Genomic DNA, 17839 nt, shown 5'->3' on the forward strand with positions numbered 1-17839 from the left:
GCCGTCGCATCGTCGCGCGCATGTTCAAGGGGGTGTCATGATCGTCGAGCCAGCAACCGAGACCCAGGGCGCCCGTCCACCCTTCTGGCGTTCGCTCTACGCCCAGGTGCTGCTGGCGATCGCGCTCGGCATCCTGCTCGGCTGGGCCGCGCCCGACATCGGCGCCAGCCTCAAGCCGCTCGGCGATGCCTTCATCAAGCTGGTCAAGATGGTGATCGCGCCGGTGATCTTCCTGACGGTGGTGACCGGCATCGCCGGGCTCAGCCATCTCGGCGATCTCGGCCGGGTCGCGCTCAAGACCTTCGGCTATTTCCTGTTCTTCTCGACGCTGGCGCTGATCGTCGGGCTGATCGTCGCCAATGTTGTCCAGCCGGGCGCCGGGCTCCACATCGCGGTCGCGTCGCTCGATGCCAGCCATGTCGCCGAATATACCCAGAAGGCGCACGACCAGTCGCTGGTCGGCTTCCTGACCGCGATCATCCCGACCACCTTTCTGTCGGCGCTTGCCGATGGCGAGATATTGCAGGTGCTGTTCGTCGCGATCCTGTTCGGCATCGCGCTGTCGCTGACCGGCGAGCGCGCCGCGCCGGTGCTCGACCTGCTCGAGCGGGTGACCGCGATCGTCTTCCGTCTTGTCGCGATCCTGATGAAGGCGGCGCCGATCGGCGCGTTCGGGGCGATGGCGTTCACGATCGGCAAGTTCGGGGTGGGGACGCTCGCCAATCTCATCGGACTGGTCGCCTGTTTCTACCTGACCTCGATCCTGTTCGTGCTGGTGATCCTCGGCGCGGTCGCCTGGATGGCGGGGTTCTCGATCTTCCGGCTGATCGCCTATCTCAAGGACGAACTGCTGCTGGTGCTCGGCACCTCATCGTCCGAAAGCGCGCTGCCGCTGCTGATCGCCAAGATGGAGCGTGCGGGCGCCGACAAGCCGATCGTCGGGCTGGTGGTGCCGACCGGCTATTCGTTCAACCTCGACGGCACCAACATCTACATGACGCTGGCAGCTTTGTTCATCGCCCAGGCCTGCGACGTGCATCTGTCGCTCGGCGAACAGATCAGCCTGCTGCTGGTGGCGATGATCTCGTCGAAGGGCGCGGCGGGGGTGACCGGTGCGGGCTTCATCACCTTGGCGGCGACATTGTCGATCGTGCCGTCGGTGCCGGTCGCGGGCATGGCGCTGATCCTCGGCGTCGACCGCTTCATGTCCGAATGCCGCAGCCTGACCAATTTCGTCGGCAATGCGGTCGCGACGATCGTGATCGCGCGCTGGGAAGGCGCGCTCGACCGCGACAAGCTGAAAGCCGCGCTTGGTTGATGAGCCCTTAAACGCCGGGCGGCGGGCATCCGCCCGCCTTGGCTTCCTCGCAATAAGCTCGGGCGGCCGTTCGGCCTTGCGGACCCTATGGGGCCGTTGCCATTTGCTTGCGGAGCGCGTGAATGGCGTCGGGCTTTCCCCTTCGGGAATGAGCCTCTAGAGTCCGCGCCCATGGCATTGCTCAAGCTCGGCTCGCAGCCCTTTTTCGACGACAAGAACCGTGCGTTCTGGATCCTCCAGTCGGCCGGCTGGACCGGCTATTTCGTGCTGCGCTCGCTCGGCGGGCTCGCCAACAATATGGGCCTGCTGTTCGTGGTGCCGACCGCGCTCACCACCGCGACCGGCTATTCGCTGACCCTGCTGATGGCCTCGGCCTATCGCCGGCTGATCAAGCAGAAGCCGATCATCACCTGGACCGTGTCGATCATGATCCTCGCGGTCGCCGCCGCGAGCTTCTCGTCGATCGAAACCTGGGCGCACGCGACTTTCTACCGGCCGCGCGAAATGCCGGCGGGCATCCAGTATTTCGGGGCGATCCTGCTCGATTTCTCGCTGCTGTCGGCCTGGTCGGCGCTCTATTACGGCATCAATTTCTACCTGCTGCTCGAGGAGCAGAGCGACCGGGTGGTCCGCCTCGAAAGCCAGGCGTCGACCGCACAGCTGGCGATGCTGCGCTATCAGCTCAACCCGCATTTCCTGTTCAACACGCTCAATTCGATCTCGACGCTGGTGCTGCTCAAGGAAACCCAGCGCGCCAATGCGATGTTGTCGCGGCTGGCCTCGTTCCTGCGCTATACGCTGGCCAACGAACCCGAAGGCTCGGTCAGCCTCGCGCAGGAGGTCGAGACGCTCAAACTCTATCTCGATATCGAGAAGATGCGCTTCGAGGATCGGCTGCGCGCCAATTTCGAGGTCGATCCGGCGGCGTCGCAGGCGCGCCTGCCGTCGCTGCTGCTGCAGCCGCTGGTCGAGAATTCGATCAAATATGCGGTGACCCCGCTCGAAGAAGGCGCGGATATTACCGTCGAGGCGCGCGTTACGGGCCATGGCGATGACCGCCGTGTTCAGATTACAGTCAGCGATACGGGGCCAGGGTTGAACGAGGTCAATCCGCGACCCACCTATTCGACGGGCGTCGGCCTGGCGAATATTCGCGACAGACTGGCGCAGGCCTATGGCGCGGACCATCGATTTGAGGTCCAGACCGGGCGGGACGAAGGTTTCGGTGTCGTCATCGATATCCCGTTCCAGACGGAGAAACAGATCAAGGACGTTGCATGACGATCAGAACCATTCTCGTTGATGATGAGCCTTTGGCCATCCAGGGTCTCCAACTGAGGCTTGCCGCGCACGAGGATGTGGAAATCATCGAAACCTGCCTGAACGGACGCGAGGCGATCCGTGCGATCAAGACCCACAAGCCCGATCTCGTCTTCCTCGACATCCAGATGCCGGGTTTCGACGGCTTCTCGGTGATCCAGGGACTGATGGAGGTCGAACCCCCGCTGTTCGTGTTCGTCACCGCCTATCAGGACCATGCGATCCGCGCCTTCGAGGCGCAGGCGATGGACTATCTGATGAAGCCGGTCGACGAGCAGCGGCTCGCCGATACGCTCGACCGCGTTCGCCAGCGCCTCGCCGAGAAGCGCGGGCATGAGGAAGCGGGCCGGCTCAAGGAGGTGCTCGCCGAGGTCGCGCCCGAAGCCGCCGACCAGATGTCGGATGGCGACGATGCCCCCGCATCGAACCGTTTCGAGAAATTGATCAATATCAAGGATCGCGGCCAGATCTTCCGCGTCGACGTCGACAGCATCGAACGGATCGACGCTGCCGGCGACTATATGTGCATCTACACCGGCGACAACACGCTGATCCTGCGCGAAACGATGAAGGATCTCGAGAAACGCCTCGATCCGCGGCGTTTCCAGCGGGTGCATCGCTCGACGATCGTCAATCTCGACCTGGTCAAGCAGGTCAAGCCGCACACCAACGGCGAATGTTTCCTCGTTCTCGAATCGGGCGCGCAGGTGAAGGTCAGCCGTTCCTATCGCGAGGTCGTCGCGCGCTTCGTCCACTGAGCGCGGTCGGTACTATGGGGTAGCCGGATCGGCGCCCCATGGACTGAAATGGTTAACGACAACTCCTGCTTTCCCCTCGCTTTTCATCCTGTTACGCTGGCTTGCTGAGACGGCATCGGGTCGAAATCCGAGGGGGGAGCATCAACCAGCACGGACCCAGTCCGACCCTCGACAGGAGGGTGCTGCGGGTCGCCGCGGCGGGCAGCGGGACATGCCTCGCGCTGGCCAGCTTCGCGCTCGCGGGCTGGCTGGCGGGCATTCCGGCCTTCACCACGCTCGGCATCGGCACGCTGGCGAGCCAGCCGACCACGACCTTGTGCTTCCTGTCGGTCTCGGCCTCGCTGCTTGCCCGGCTGCTCGGTTTCGGCGTCACGGCGCGGGTCCTGCTGGGCATCGGTGCGCTCTTCACGCTGCTCGCGCCGATGCAATGGCTGATCGGCCACCCGCTGGGCTTCGAGCGCTGGCTGGCATCGGGACCGCTGCGCGCCTCGGCCGGGCTGCATATGCAGCCGACCCGGCCGGCGACCGTCTTGCAGCTCGTGCTGCTGTTCTGCGCGATGCTGCCCGCAACAGCCACCGGCCGCCCCGCCGCCAAGATCGGACTCGCGCTGGCGACCGCCGCCCTGCTGTATGCGACCTTCCTGCTGCTGCTCCATGTCAGCGGGATACCGCCGTCGGCTGCCGCCAATCCGCTGTTCATCATATCGGTGCCGGGTACGGCGATGTCGCTGACGCTGGCGATCGCGGTCGTCGCCTGGCGCTATCGCGATGGCTGGCCGTTTCAGATCGCGGTCGGCGCCGGCGAGAATGTCGCCGGCAGCCTCGGGCTGTCGGGGCTTCTGGCCGCGATCGTCATGTTGCAGCTGCTGATCAATACGTTGACGTCGGCGGCGCAGCTCGATCCGCGCGCCGGCGATGCGGTCGCGCTGCTGGTCGATCTCATGCTGATCGCGGTACTGGTCGGCCATGCCAGCTATCGTCTGGCCCAGAGTCGGGTCGAACGCGACGAACTCGCCGGCGCGGTGGAGCATGCGGCGGTGATCGTCGTCGATCGCGACAGCCGGATCCGCCACTGGTCGAAGGGGGCCGAGGAACTGTTCGGCTGGACCGCGGCGGAGGCGGTCGGGCAGTTGCGGACCGAGTTGCTCCAGAGCGAACTGCGTCGCGGACTTCCGGTCGACGAAGACGATTGCCAGCCGGACTGGCAGGGGGAACTGGTCGAACGGCATCGCGACGGGCATCTGGTCCATATCGACAATCGCGCCAAGCTGTTGCGGCATGGCGATGGCGACCTTAGCGGCGTCAACATTCTCACCGACATCTCCGCGCGCCGCCTCGCCGAAGGCGAAAGACTGCGCAACGAAGCCCGCCTGCGGGCGGTCATCGATCTTCACCGGCTCGTCGTGATGGAATGGAACATCGTCACCGGCGCGATCGAGTGGGCGATCAACACCGAATTGCTGTTCGGCGACATGATCGCGCAGGACGAAACCGCCATCCGGCATCATATCGGCGAAGTCGTCGATCCCGCGGTCGTGCAGACGATCAGGAAGGATGCGGCATCGGCGATCGCCTCCGGTAGCGATCGCTTCGTCCGCACGATCCGCATGACCCGGCCCGACGGTCGGGAGGCGATCGTCGAGACCGCAGGCCTCATCCTGCGCGATGGCCAAGGCACCCCGGTCAGCCTGATCGCGGCGAACAACGACGTCACCGACCATTATCGCCGCGAAGAAGCGATCCGGCTGAGCGAGGCGCGTCTCGCCGCCGCGGTCGCGGTCCAGGGCATCTTCGTCTACGAATATGACATCGTCGCGCGGCAGACGGTCTGGACGACCCCGGGTGAGATATTCTTCGGCGTCGACGACAGCGCGTCCGATCCGAACTGGCTGCTCGAGCGCTTTCCCGAACTGGCGAATCGGATCAGGACCGCGCTCGACGCCGCCGTCGCGCGCCACGACGACCGGCTTCAGTTCGCATTCGAATTCTGGCGTGCCGACGGGACGCGACGCCAGGCCGAAAGCTGGGCGCGGATCGTCTATGACGACAGCGGCAACGCCGTCCGTGCGGTCGGCACCCATCTCGACGTGACCGAACGGACCCGGCGCGAGACCGCGTTGCGCGCCAGCGTGGCCGAGATGCGCGCGGTGCTGGCGACGGTGCCCGACGCGATGATCGTCTGCGGCGCCGACGGAATCATCAGGTCGTGCAGTACGACCGCGGAAACCCTGTTCGGGTGCGAAAAGGGCGGGCTGATCGGCAGCCATATCCTCGACCTCACCAATGAGGACGGGGTCAGCCGCACCGCGCTGCGCCGGCGGCTGTCGCAGCTCTTCATCGGCAAGAGCCCGACCGCGCTGTCGGAGACGATCATCGTCCACAGCCGGCACGGCGAGTCGGTGCCGGTGTCGTTCATCGTCGGCGGCGCCACCGTCGAGGGGCAGCGGATGTTCGTCGTCTTCGCGCGCGACATGCGCGCCGACATCGATGCCGAGGAGAATTTCCACAAGCTTCAGGCCGACCTGGCCCAGGTCTCGCGGATCGGCATGATGGGCGAGATGGCCGGCGCGCTGGCGCACGAGCTCAGCCAGCCGTTGGCGGCGATCGTCAATTTCCTCGGCGCGGTCGAACTGATGATCGAGGCCGGCGCCGCGCCCGAGCGGATCGGCAGCGCTATCCATCGCGCCGGCGAACAGGCATCGCGTGCGGGCGAGATCGTCCGCCGGTTGCGCGCCTTCATCGAACGCGGCGAGGCCGATATGCGCGCCGAACCGATCACCGACGTCATCCGCGAGGCCGCGGCGCTGGCGCTGTTCAACATGTCGTCGCTCAATGTGAGGTTGAATTATGATTTCGAAAGTGAAACGAGAATGATATTGGCTGATCGTATCCAGATCCAGCAGGTGCTCGTCAATCTCATCCGCAATGGAGTCGATGCCATGACTGGTGGTGGCTGTTTACGGCGCGAGATGATAATCAGCACTGCCATGGGGCAGGACAATGATCTGATTGTCTCGGTGAAAGACAGCGGCCCCGGCATCGGGGCCGAAATACTTGACAGGCTCTTCAAGCCTTTCACGACGACGAAAAGCGAGGGATTGGGATTTGGTCTTTCGATCTCGCGGCGCATCGTCGAAGCGCATGGCGGTACGTTGACCGCGCAGACCGCCGAGGATGGCGGGGCGATCTTCAGCTTCAACCTGCCGTTGATGGACGTGCCGGCCGACGCCATGGCGGGACGGGCATGAGCGGTCGCGCAATCTATATCGTCGACGATGACGATGCCCTGCGTCAGTCGCTCGAACTGCTGCTCGACGTGGCCGGCGACTTCGACACGCGCTGTTTCGAATCGGGTGACGCGCTGCTGAGCGCGATCGCCGAATTGCCCCGCGGCTGCCTGCTGCTCGACCTGCACATGCCCGGGACCGGCGGTCTCGACGTGCTGCGGCAGGTGCGTTCGCACGATGGCCGGTTCGAGACGATCCTGCTCACCGGTCAGGGCGATGTCGGCCAGGCGGTCGAGGCGATGAAGGCGGGCGCCAGCGATTTCATCGAGAAGCCCTATGACAATCGCACGTTGCTCAAGGCGATCGAGATGGCGTTCGCGCGGATCGAGGATCGCGAAAAGGAGCAGGCGGCGATCCATTCGGCGCGCGAGCATATCGAGCGGCTGACCCCGCGCGAGCGCGACGTTCTGCTCGGGCTGATCGACGGCAAGGCAAACAAGATCATCGCCTATGAACTCGACATCAGCCCGCGCACGGTCGAGATCTATCGCGCCAATCTGATGGACAAGCTCGAGGTGCGCAGCGTCGCCGAGGCGGTGCGAATCGCCTTCGCCGCCGGGCTCGTGCCGATCCTGCCCTGATCGCGGTTTGACCGGCTTCGGGGCGGCCGCTAGCGTCCGACCGACTGGCCCACCTGTTCAGGGATGATGTGCGCGTGACCCAAGCCCCAGCCGAAAAACCCTTCGCCGTGCTCGTGACCGGGGGCGCCGGCTATATCGGTAGCCATGCGGTGCTGGCGCTGCTCGACGCCGGCTGGCGGGTCGCGGTGATCGACAATCTGGTGACCGGCTTCCGCTGGGCGGTGCCCGACCGGGTCGCCTTCTACCAGGGCGACATCGCCGACGAGGCGCTGGTCGCGAAGATCATCGCCGAGATGGGGATTGGCGCGATCATGCATTTCGCCGGATCGGTGGTGGTGCCCGAGTCGGTGAGCGATCCGCTCAAATATTATCGCAACAACACCGCCAACAGCCGCACCCTGATCGAATCGGCGGTGAAGGGTGGGGTGCGCCATTTCATCTTCTCCTCGACCGCCGCGACCTATGGCATCCCCGACGAGAGCCCGGTCAACGAGGCGACTCCGACCCGGCCGATCAATCCCTATGGCATGTCGAAGCTGATGACCGAGGCGATGCTCAAGGACGTCGCCGCCGCGCATCCGATGAACTATTGCGCGCTGCGCTATTTCAACGTCGCCGGTGCCGATCCCGAGGCACGCACCGGCCAGTCGACCGCCGGGGCCACCCATCTGATCAAGGTCGCGGTCGAGGCGGCGCTGGGGCGCCGGGCCGAGGTCGCGGTGTTCGGGACCGACTATGACACCCCCGACGGCACCGGGGTACGCGACTATATCCATGTCAGCGATCTCGCCGACGCGCATCTCCATGCGCTCGACACGCTGATCGCCGACCGGGCGGCCAGCCACATCATGAATTGCGGCTATGGGCGGGGTTTCTCGGTGCTCGAGGTGCTCGACGCGGTCGACCGGGTCACCAACAACAGCATCGTCCGGCGGATGGAGCCGCGCCGCGCCGGCGATCCCGACGCGCTGATCGCCGACAATCGCCGGATTCTCGAAACCACCCCCTGGCGCCCGCAACGCGCCGATCTCGACCTGATCGTCGCCCATGCCGTGGCGTGGGAGCGCAAGCTTGCCGAGCGCGATCAGGCCTGACGCGGTCAGAACTCGGCGTCGAGCTCTTCCATTTCCTCGGGCTCGGCGACGGCGTCGTGAGTCCATTCGACCATCGGCGCCCAGCTGGTGATCGTCGTGCAATAGCCGCGGCACGCGGCGTCGAGCGGGATGGCATAGGTGATGAAGCGGGTCGCGACCGGCGCGAACATCGCGTCGGCGACGGTCGGCGCGGCGCCGAACAGCCACGGCCCGCCATAGCGCGACAGGCAGTCGTTCCAGATCGCCTGCACCCGTTCGATATCGGGCTTGGCGCCAGCGAACAGTCGGAAGCTGTCGTTGCGCGCCTTGAGGTTCATCGGCAGCGCGGAGCGCAGATTGTGAAAGCCCGAATGGATTTCCCCCGACACGCTGCGGCAATGTGCGCGCTCGAGCGGATCGGACGGATACAGCCCGGCATCGGGGAATTTCTCGTTGAGATATTCGGCGATCGCCAGCGTGTCCCAGACGCTCGCCCCCTCATGGGTCAGTCGGGGGACCAGCACCGACGGCGACAGCAGCAGCAGCTCGGCGCGCTGGCCGGGATCGTCGATGCCGACGCGCTGCTCGACGATGTCGAGCTTCGCCATCCGGCACAGCAGCCAGCCGCGCAGCGACCAGGACGAGTAATTCTTGCTCGAGATCGACAGGACCGCTTCCGGCATTAGCCCACTCCCCACTCGTACACGCCCGTTTCGAGACAAGCATCCCGGGGCAACCGGTGTCAGCCCGTACCCCGTCCGGCCAGCCGCCTCGGCGGCTTTCCCGACGGGTTGGGCTTACGATAGCTGCCATGTACCGCAAGTGCAAAAATTTGTGGCGCACTGCAGCATGAAATGCACTAGACCCTTTTTGGGCCAACCCTTTTTGGGTGAAGTGCATGTCGCGTTGATTATGGGGGTCGGGGACGGTCTGAATGCTATATCAGCTTTTTCAGGGAATGAGCGACATCATGGAGCCGGTGCGCATGCTCGCCGCCGCGGGGCTCAAGATGAAGCCCCTGTGGGGCGAATATGCCGATGAGCCGCTGGCGAAGAGCTATTTCGCCGCGCTCGACATGACCGCCAACACCCGGATGACCCATGACCGGCCATCCTATCAGATCGATTCGGTGATGTCGGGCAACCAGCTCGTGTCGGTGACCGAGCAGATCGTGCACGAGAGCCCGTTCGGCAATCTGGTGCATTTCGTCAAAAGCGATCCGGGGCTCGACAAGCCCAAGGTGTTGATCGTCGCCGCGCTGTCGGGCCACTTCGCCACGCTGCTGCGCAACACCGTTCAGACGATGCTGCGCGATCATGACGTCTACATCACCGACTGGAAGAACGCCCGCGACGTGCCGCTGTCGGAGGGGGCCTTCGGCTTCGACGAATATGTCGACCATCTGATCATGTTCCTCGAACAGATCGGCCCGGGCGCGCATATGGTCGCGGTGTGCCAGCCCTGTGTGCAGGCGCTGGTCGCGACCGCGATCATGAACGAGGACAAGCATCCCGCGACCCCGCTCAGCATGACGCTGATGGGTGGGCCGGTCGATGTCCGGATCAATCCGACCGGCGTCAACGAACTCGCGACCAGCAAGCCCTACGAGTGGTTCGAGGATAATCTGATCACCACGGTGCCCTGGCGCTATCCGGGCGCGGGGCGGCGGGTCTATCCCGGCTTTCTGCAGCTTTCGGCGTTCATGTCGATGAACATGCAGCGGCACGGCGACCAGCACCGCGCGCTCTACCAATATCTGGCGGACGGCGACGAAGAGAATGCGCAGACGATCCGCGACTTCTACGACGAATATTTCGCGGTGCTCGACATGGACGCCAAATTCTATCTCGAGACGATCGACCGGGTGTTCCAGCGGGCGCTGCTCGCGACCGGCGAGCTCGACTATCGCGGGCGCCGGGTCGATCTCGGCAATATCCGCCGGACCGCGCTGCTGACCGTCGAAGGCGAGCGCGACGATATCTGCGCGGTCGGTCAGACCGCCGCCGCACATGATCTGTGCACCGGCCTGCGGCCGCACATGAAGCGCCATTATCTCCAGGCCGGGGTTGGCCATTACGGGGTCTTCTCGGGCAAGAAATGGGACACCCAGATCTACGCCCAGGTCCGCAGCTTCATCCTCGGCGCAGCCTAGAGCCATCGGCCGGCGCGGTCGTCCGGCTGAGCCACCCGCGAATATCGGCATATTCAGACATCGGGCAATCGCGTGTAGGGCAATCGTTTGCGGTTGACGCGCCGCGAAGCCGTCGCCGGTCGGCCGATGCTGCCGGGAAAAAGAACCAAAAAAAGGGGCCGATCCGCGAGGACCGACCCTTGAAAGTTTTAGGAGAGGATGCCTGAAAGGCCCATTCTTTGTGCACCTGCGAAGAGGAAAATTCAAGGTAAAAATGGCAATATGGTGAAAAGCATCTTATCTTATTGAAATAGCTTGTATTTGATACCTACACGACCGTCAGCAATGCCTCTCAAGTCCCCTCAGAACCCGACGCACCTGCGATAAATTTCGCGTGTTGACGATTGTTTACGATATTTGCGCTACGCGCGCCGCTATCGGCGGGCGGTTCCGGTCGATGGTGACAGGGCAAGGACCCCGCCGCATGATGCGGCGCATTGACGATCGAGGAAGACGGCGCTGCCCGACTGGCTTGGCTTTACCGACGAAGGCGTCACCGCGATCCTGCTGACCCTGAAGGTCGCGGTGGTCGGGGTGCTGGCCAGCGTGCCCATCGGGATCGGCCTTGCCTATCTGCTCGCGCGCGGTCGGTTTCGAGGCAAGGCGCTGCTCGACGGCATCGTCCATCTGCCGCTGGTGCTGCCGCCGGTGGTGACCGGCTATCTGCTGCTCGAGGCATTCATGCCGCACGGCCCGCTCGGATCGATCCTGATGGACTGGTTCGGGGTGAGCGTGCTGTTCCGCTGGACCGGTGCGGCGATCGCCGCGGCGATCATGGGGTTGCCGCTGATGGTCCGCACGATTCGCCTGTCGATCGAATCGCTCGACCCGCGACTCGAGATCGCGGCGCGCTCGCTCGGTGGATCGCGCTGGCATGTCTTCCGGACGATCACCCTGCCGCTGGTCTTCTCGGGAATCAGCGCCGGCACCGTGCTCGCCTTCGCGCGCTGCCTCGGCGAGTTCGGCGCGACGATCACCTTCGTGTCGAACATCCCCGGCGAGACCCAGACCCTGCCGATCGCGATCTACAGCCTGCTGCAGATCCCCGGCGCCGAGGATAGGGTGATGCACCTGTCGATCTTCGCGATCCTGTTGTCGCTGGGCGCGCTCTATCTGTCCGAATGGTTTGCCGGGCGTCGGGCGCTATGAGCTTCGACGTCGCGATCCGGCGCCGCATCGGCGGGCGCGATTTCGCCTTCGATTTCCGTACCGGCGACGGGCTGACCGCGGTGTTCGGCGCGTCGGGATCGGGCAAGACCAGCCTGATGTACATGATCGCCGGGGTCACCCGGCCCGATTCGGGCCGGATCGCGGTCGCCGGACGCACGCTCTACGACGGCGCCGCCGACATCAGCCTGCCGATCGAGGGGCGCCACAGCGGCTATATCTTCCAGGACGGGCGGCTGTTCCCGCATCTGACGGTCAAAGCGAACCTGCTCTACGGCGCGCGCCTCGGCCGCGACCGGCCGGCACTGATGGGCTTCGACGAGACGGTCGAGTTTCTCGGCATCGGCGCGCTGCTCGACCGGCGTCCGCGCACCTTGTCGGGCGGCGAGGCGCAGCGGGTCGCGATCGGCCGGGCGCTGCTCGCGGCACCTGCCTTCCTGCTGATGGACGAGCCGCTCTACGGGCTCGACATGGCGCGCAAGCTCGAAATCATCGCGGTGATCCGCCGGCTGCGCGACGCGGTCGGCCTGCCGATCATGTTCGTCAGCCATGATCTCGACGAGGTCGAGCGACTCGCCGACCATCTGGTGTTGCTCGACGGCGGCCAGGTGCGCGCGTCCGGCCCGGCGGTGCGGGTGATGACCGATCTCGCGCATCCGATCGCCCGCGCCAACGACGCCGCGGTCATCCTGCCGGCCGATACGGTCGACTATGATCCGGCCTATGACCTCACCCGCTGCCGGATCGGCGATGCGACCGTGCAGATCCCGGGGCGCTGGCGCGAAGGGCCGCTTTCGGTGCGTATCCGCGCGCTCGACGTCAGCCTGTCGCTCGATCCCAACCCGCGCACCAGCGTGCTCAACAGCCTGCCGGCGACGATCGTCGACGCGCAGCCGAACGACGCGCATGCGATGGGGGTGTCGCTCCGACTCACCGAAGGCGGCCCGGATGCGCTGATCCTGTCCACCCTCACCCGCAAGTCGTGGGACCGGCTGGGATTGGCGATCGGCGACAGCGTCACCGCCAACATCAAGGCGATGGCGCTGCTCGAGAAGCGGTCAGGGGTGTAATCCGAAGATCAGCCGATCTTGCCATATTTGGCTTCGAAACCGGCGATGTCGTCCTGTTCGAGCAGGCGTGCCTGTTCGATCCACTGGTCGCGCTGGATGCGGCCCTTGAAACTGCCCATCCGCGCATCGACTTCGGCCGCCTGCGCCGGATCGAGATCGGCAAGCTGGGCGTAGCGGTGGATGCCGACCGCGTTGAGCGCGGCGGACGCGCGCGGACCGAGGCCCTTGATGCGGGTGAGATCGTCCGACGGCAGGTCGGGATGGGCGTCGATGCCGATCACCGGCCCCGAGATGTCGAGGATCGCGGCGGCGGCGCTGTCGGCAACGCCATGGCCTTCGCTCGGGGCGGGCCTGGCCGGGGCGATCGGCTTCGGTGCGGCGGGCTTGCGCATCAGCAGCAGCGCGACCGCGATGACGATCAGCGCGACGACGCCGAGGATGATCAGGGTGGTGTTCGACATGCCTAGTCCTTCGTCTTTCTGTTTTCAGGGCTAATGCCGTAGCGGCTCAATCGTTCCGCTGGCGTGCCATTTCGCGCCAGCCGATATCGCGCCGGCAGAATCCGCTGGGGAAGTCGAGCGCGTCGACCGCGGCATAGGCGGTGTCGCGGGCGTGGCCGATATCGGCCTCGATCGCGGTGACGTTGAGCACCCGGCCGCCGCTGGCGACCAGACCGGCCGCGCCCTGGTAGGTCCCGGCATGGAAGACCTTGGCGCCTTTCGCCTCCGCCGCCGCGATATCGCGGATATGGCCGCCTTTCTCGGGCGTGCCGGGATAGCCTTTCGCCGCCATCACCACCGTCAGCGCGGTGTTCGGCGACAGGCTGGGCCGGGCGATCGCGCCGAGCCGGCCCTCGGCGCACGCCAGCAGCAGGCCGAGCAGATCGTCCTCGAGCCGCAGCATCAGCACCTGGCATTCGGGGTCGCCGAACCGGGCATTATATTCGATCAGCTTGGGGCCGTCGGCGGTGAGCATCAGCCCGGCATAGAGCACCCCCGAATAGGGCATGCCCGCCGCCGCCATCGCCCGCACCGTCGGTTCGACGATCTCGCGCATCGCTTGCGCCTCGAGTTCGGGGGTCAGGATCGGCGCGGGGCTGTAGGCGCCCATGCCGCCGGTATTGGGGCCGGTGTCGCCATCGCCGACCCGCTTGTGATCCTGGGCCGATCCGAACGGGACGACGGTTTCGCCGTCGGTGAGCGCGAAGAAGCTCGCTTCCTCGCCGGTGAGGAATTCCTCGATCACGACCTCGGCGCCGGCGCTGCCGAAGCCGCCATCGAACATGTCGGCGATCGCCGCCTCGGCCTCGGCGCGGGTTTCGGCGATCACCACCCCCTTGCCCGCGGCCAGCCCGTCGGCCTTGATCACCACCGGCACGCCGAACCGGTCGAGGGCCGCGGTCGCGGCGCCGGCATCGGTGAAACGGCCATAGTCGGCGGTCGGGATATTCTCCCGCGCACACAGATCCTTGGTAAAGCCCTTCGACCCTTCGAGCTGGGCCGCGGCCTGGCTGGGACCGAAGGTGAGGATGCCGTTGGCGCGCAGCAGATCGGCGAGGCCGGCGACCAGGGGCGCCTCGGGGCCGATCACCACCAGCCCGACATTCTCGTCGCGCGCGAAGGCCAGGACGGATTCTATATGGGTCGGGTCGAGGTCGACCAGCTCGGCGACCTGGGCTATTCCCGGATTGCCCGGCGCGGCATAGAGCTTGGTCAGCCGGTCCGATTGCGCGAGCTTCCACGCGAGCGCATGTTCACGCCCCCCCGATCCCAGCAGCAGGACGATCATGGACGATTTTCTCCCGGGTGCCCCATCAAACAGGCCCCGGCTGTTAGCCGAGGAGGTTCCCGGCGACAATGCGCCCGCGCAGACGGTGTCCGAATTGTCGGGGGCGCTCAAGCGCCGGGTCGAGGAATCCTTCGCGCATGTGCGGGTGCGCGGCGAGGTGTCGGGGTTCAAGCGGGTCAGCTCGGGCCACTGCTATCTGACCCTCAAGGACGAGAGTGCCTGTATCGACGCGGTGATCTGGAAGGGGCAGGCGGCGGCGATGCGCTTCCGGCCCGAGGACGGGATCGAGGTGATCGCGACCGGCCGGCTCACCACCTATCCGGGCCGTTCCAAATATCAGATCATCATCGACCGGCTCGAACTGGCGGGGCAGGGCGCGCTGATGGCGCTGCTCGACCAGCGCCGCCGCCAACTCGCCGCCGAGGGGCTGTTCGACCAGGAGCGCAAACGGCCGCTGCCGTTCATGCCGAAGGTGATCGGGGTGGTGACCTCGCCGACCGGCGCGGTGATCCGCGACATCCTCCACCGGCTCGAGGATCGCTGCCCGACCCATGTGATATTGTGGCCGGTGATCGTCCAGGGCGACGGGGCCGCCGCGCAGATCGCGCGGGCGATCCGCGGCTTCGGCGCGCTGGTGCATGGCGGCCCGGTCGCGCGGCCCGACCTGCTGATCGTCGGGCGCGGCGGCGGGTCGGTCGAGGATCTGTGGGCGTTCAACGAGGAAGAGGTGGTCCGCGCAGTCGCCGAATCGCCGATCCCGGTGATCTCGGCGGTCGGGCACGAGACCGACACCACCCTGTGCGACTTCGCCGCCGATCTGCGCGCGCCGACTCCGACCGCCGCCGCCGAGATCGCGGTGCCGGTGCGCGCCGATCTGATGGCGCATGTCCGCGAACTCGGGTTGCGTGCCGAGCGGCTGGCGCGGCGCTATCATGAGCGCGGCGACGAACGCTTCACCGCGATCGCCGATCGCTTCCCGCCGGCCGACCAGCTGTTCCAGCCCCAGCAGCAGCGGCTCGACGACAATGGCGACCGGTTGCCGCGGGCCCTCGCCAAGCGCCTAGCGATCGCGCGCGGCGATCTGGCGCATGCCTCGGGGGCGCTCCGGCCGGCGTTGCTGCGGCAGAAGCTCGTGCGCGCCGAGGAGCGTCTCGCATCGGTGCGGTTGCGGCCCGAACCGGTCAAGGCGCGGATCGCCGAGGGGCATGCGACGCTCGACCGGCTGTGGCGGATCGCGGCGCAGCTCCATCCCGACCGGCCGCTCGAGCGCGGCTATGTCCGGGTCGAGGCGCGGTCCGGCGGCGTGGTGACCCGGGCCGATGATGCCCGCACGGAGGGGTTGCTCACCCTCCATTTCGCCGACGGTATGGTCGATGTGACGACAGAAAAAACTGGCCAGCCCGCTCCGGCGAAGCCAAGGAAGCCGGGCACGTCAGGGGCCGGACAGGCCGAGCTCTTCTAAGCCGTGCCGCATTGCCCTATATGGAAGGCCAAGGAGCTGATCGCATGCTGATGTCGCAAGGCCGTTCGGCCAAACTCCATTATATGGCCAATGGCTTCCGCGTGCTCGTTCCCGGCGACCATGTGACCTGCGCGCGCAGCGGCGTGCAGATCCCGCTCGACAATCTGCGTTACTGGAGCGTCGCCCGGCAGGAGGCCTATGCCTCGGCGCAAGAGGCGACCGCCGCGGAACAAAAGGCTTGAGCGATCGCGGGCGCGGCGCGCTGCGCGCCGTCTGGTTCATTCTGCCGCTCGCGGGCTGCGTTCCCGCGCCCCGCGCCGTCCCGCCACTGCCGGCGTCGACACCCGCTCCGGCCGTCGGGGCCGTCATCGCGCCGGCGCCGGTGGCGAGCGATTTCGGACTGAGCGGGCGTTTTGAACAGGGCGGGATCGCCTTCGGTCAGATTCCGGCCGGCGCGACCGCGCTCAGCTTCGACGGCCAGGCGATCGGCTTCGACAGCGATGGCCGCTTCCTGATCGCCTTCGATCGCGACCATGGTCCGCAGGCGGTGCTGGTCGCCACGCGCCCGGACGGAACCCGTTTCACGCGCACGATCGCCGTGACCCCGCATGGCTGGCAGATCGAATCGCTGCCGACCCTGCCGCGCGGGACCACGCCGACCCCCGAATTCCTCGCACGGCGCAAGCTCGAGCTCGCACAGATCGCCGCCGCCCGGGCCGGCGACTCGCACAGCCAGGGCTGGCGCCAGCGCTTCGCCTGGCCGGTGACCGGCCGGATCAGCGGGGTGTTCGGTTCGCAGCGAATCTATGCGGGCGAACCCGGCGCCTATCATTCGGGGGTCGATGTCGCCCGGCCGACCGGCACGCCGGTGGCGGCGCCCGCCGATGGCGTGGTGATCCTCGCGGCGGCGTCGCCGTTCACGCTCGAGGGCAATCTGCTGATGATCGACCATGGGCAGGGGCTGAACAGCGCTTTCCTCCATCTGTCGCGCATCGACGTGAAGGTCGGCGATGTCGTCCGCAGGGGGCAGCCGGTCGGCCTGATCGGCATGACCGGCCGTGCGACCGGGCCGCATCTCCACTGGGCGATCAAATGGCGCGACGCCCGGATCGACCCCGCGCCGCTCGCGGGGCCGATGCCCTGACCGGGGTCAGCCGATCCGGCGCAGTCTGACGCCCCGGTTGTTGCCGATGCTCGCCAGATAGCTGCCCATCGAAGCCCGCTTGATCCGCGCCTTGACCCCGGCCTTGGGCTGGTCGCGCGTCAGTTCGTCGCTGGTCTGCCATGTGCCATTGTCGTCTGCCATGATCAGGATCCAGTCGTGACCGCTCTTGCGGGCGGATTGGATGCTCGTTTCGATCTCCGCGATTTCATCGGCCTCCTCGACCTTGTGACCGCCGAGCGTGAAACGGGGCAGGGTGAAACCGAACAGGGATCGCCGCGTCTCGCGAACCTGCTGGCGGTCCATCACCACCAGATCCTGTTTCTTTTCAGCGACATCCAGCGCGCCGACCTGGGCGTCGTAGCAGGCCAGCCGCTTGCCGGAATCGGTGATCGCCCGGCATTCGATCATCTTGCTGAACAGTTCGGGACGTGCGTTTTTCTCCTGTGCCGCCGCCGGTGCGGCGACCGTCGCGATCGTCGCCAGCAAGAGCCCTTTCCTCAACACGCGCATGCTCGTCTCCACCAAGGTTGAAACATTATGACCGAGCAATCGCTCGTTGAGCAAGGAGATGTCGTCACTGTGGTAAAAAGGTGACAACGCTTGTGTAACAATGGCTTAATATTAACCCCAGCTTTACAAACTGACAGGATGTCCGGCAC

Annotated in this window: 16 protein-coding genes; 12 read left to right on the forward strand and 4 right to left on the reverse strand. The window is 66.0% G+C overall.

Features of this window, described 5'->3' with window-relative positions; all coding sequences use genetic code 11:
* Positions 1-37 precede the first annotated feature (37 nt).
* The 6 genes from AC1RM6_RS16360 to galE all read left to right on the forward strand — a co-directional run bounded on the left by AC1RM6_RS16360 (position 38) and on the right by galE (position 8358).
* On the forward strand, positions 38-1318 hold the full coding sequence (locus tag AC1RM6_RS16360; RefSeq protein WP_493103055.1) for a dicarboxylate/amino acid:cation symporter: 1281 nt from the start codon (positions 38-40) through the stop codon (positions 1316-1318).
* A gap of 171 nt (positions 1319-1489) precedes the next feature.
* Positions 1490-2599 carry a sensor histidine kinase gene (locus AC1RM6_RS16365; protein ID WP_493103057.1) on the forward strand — a complete coding sequence of 370 codons (1110 nt, stop codon included), beginning with the start codon at positions 1490-1492 and terminating at the stop codon, positions 2597-2599.
* A complete protein-coding gene (locus tag AC1RM6_RS16370; RefSeq protein WP_493103059.1) occupies positions 2596-3396 on the forward strand; it encodes a LytR/AlgR family response regulator transcription factor in 801 nt (266 codons plus the stop codon). The genes AC1RM6_RS16365 and AC1RM6_RS16370 overlap by 4 nt, the downstream gene beginning before the upstream one ends.
* Before the next feature lie 179 nt (positions 3397-3575).
* A complete protein-coding gene (locus AC1RM6_RS16375) occupies positions 3576-6644 on the forward strand; it encodes a PAS domain-containing sensor histidine kinase (protein ID WP_493103061.1) in 3069 nt (1022 codons plus the stop codon).
* Positions 6641-7264: a response regulator transcription factor gene (locus AC1RM6_RS16380; RefSeq protein WP_493103063.1), complete on the forward strand. Its 624-nt coding sequence runs from the start codon at positions 6641-6643 to the stop codon at positions 7262-7264. The genes AC1RM6_RS16375 and AC1RM6_RS16380 overlap by 4 nt, the downstream gene beginning before the upstream one ends.
* Before the next feature lie 74 nt (positions 7265-7338).
* Entirely contained in the window at positions 7339-8358 is a 1020-nt protein-coding gene (gene galE, locus AC1RM6_RS16385; RefSeq protein WP_493103065.1) for a UDP-glucose 4-epimerase GalE, read from the forward strand.
* A gap of 5 nt (positions 8359-8363) precedes the next feature.
* On the opposite strand, the gene AC1RM6_RS16390 is transcribed toward galE, so the two are convergent.
* On the reverse strand, positions 8364-9020 hold the full coding sequence (locus AC1RM6_RS16390) for a glutathione S-transferase (protein WP_493103067.1): 657 nt from the start codon (positions 9018-9020) through the stop codon (positions 8364-8366).
* Between the two features lie 251 nt (positions 9021-9271).
* Between AC1RM6_RS16390 and AC1RM6_RS16395 the strand changes: the two genes are divergently transcribed.
* The 3 genes from AC1RM6_RS16395 (at position 9272) to modC (ending at position 12765) form a co-directional block, all read left to right on the forward strand.
* A complete protein-coding gene (locus tag AC1RM6_RS16395) occupies positions 9272-10489 on the forward strand; it encodes a polyhydroxyalkanoate depolymerase (protein ID WP_493103069.1) in 1218 nt (405 codons plus the stop codon).
* 498 nt (positions 10490-10987) lie between these two features.
* Positions 10988-11677, forward strand: coding sequence for a molybdate ABC transporter permease subunit (gene modB / locus AC1RM6_RS16400; RefSeq protein WP_493103561.1), 690 nt, complete (start codon positions 10988-10990; stop codon positions 11675-11677).
* Positions 11674-12765, forward strand: coding sequence for a molybdenum ABC transporter ATP-binding protein (modC, locus tag AC1RM6_RS16405; protein WP_493103070.1), 1092 nt, complete (start codon positions 11674-11676; stop codon positions 12763-12765). The genes modB and modC overlap by 4 nt, the downstream gene beginning before the upstream one ends.
* 8 nt (positions 12766-12773) lie before the next feature.
* On the opposite strand, the gene AC1RM6_RS16410 is transcribed toward modC, so the two are convergent.
* Together AC1RM6_RS16410 and purD are read right to left on the reverse strand one after the other, a co-directional pair.
* On the reverse strand, positions 12774-13226 hold the full coding sequence (locus AC1RM6_RS16410; RefSeq protein ID WP_493103072.1) for a helix-hairpin-helix domain-containing protein: 453 nt from the start codon (positions 13224-13226) through the stop codon (positions 12774-12776).
* A 46-nt stretch (positions 13227-13272) separates the two neighbouring features.
* Entirely contained in the window at positions 13273-14553 is a 1281-nt protein-coding gene (purD, locus tag AC1RM6_RS16415) for a phosphoribosylamine--glycine ligase (RefSeq protein WP_493103074.1), read from the reverse strand.
* Here purD and xseA point away from each other — a divergent pair.
* From xseA to AC1RM6_RS16430, 3 genes are read left to right on the forward strand one after another with little or no spacing between them, the layout of a single operon-like run.
* Positions 14552-16015, forward strand: a complete 1464-nt coding sequence (xseA, locus tag AC1RM6_RS16420) for an exodeoxyribonuclease VII large subunit (RefSeq protein ID WP_493103076.1) — start codon at positions 14552-14554, stop codon at positions 16013-16015. The two genes, purD and xseA, sit on opposite strands and share 2 nt — an antisense overlap.
* 44 nt (positions 16016-16059) lie before the next feature.
* Positions 16060-16257 carry a DUF2093 domain-containing protein gene (locus AC1RM6_RS16425; protein ID WP_493103078.1) on the forward strand — a complete coding sequence of 66 codons (198 nt, stop codon included), beginning with the start codon at positions 16060-16062 and terminating at the stop codon, positions 16255-16257.
* The gene (locus tag AC1RM6_RS16430) at positions 16254-17159 is read left to right on the forward strand and encodes a M23 family metallopeptidase (protein WP_493103080.1); all 906 of its coding nucleotides are present in this window, start codon (positions 16254-16256) and stop codon (positions 17157-17159) included. Before AC1RM6_RS16425 ends, AC1RM6_RS16430 begins: the two co-directional genes overlap by 4 nt.
* 6 nt (positions 17160-17165) lie before the next feature.
* Here AC1RM6_RS16430 and AC1RM6_RS16435 read toward each other — a convergent pair whose 3' ends face one another.
* Entirely contained in the window at positions 17166-17666 is a 501-nt protein-coding gene (locus AC1RM6_RS16435) for a hypothetical protein (RefSeq protein WP_493103081.1), read from the reverse strand.
* Between the last annotated feature and the right edge of the window lie 173 nt (positions 17667-17839).

Source organism: Rhizorhabdus sp. GW822-FHT03C02 (assembly GCF_058801765.1).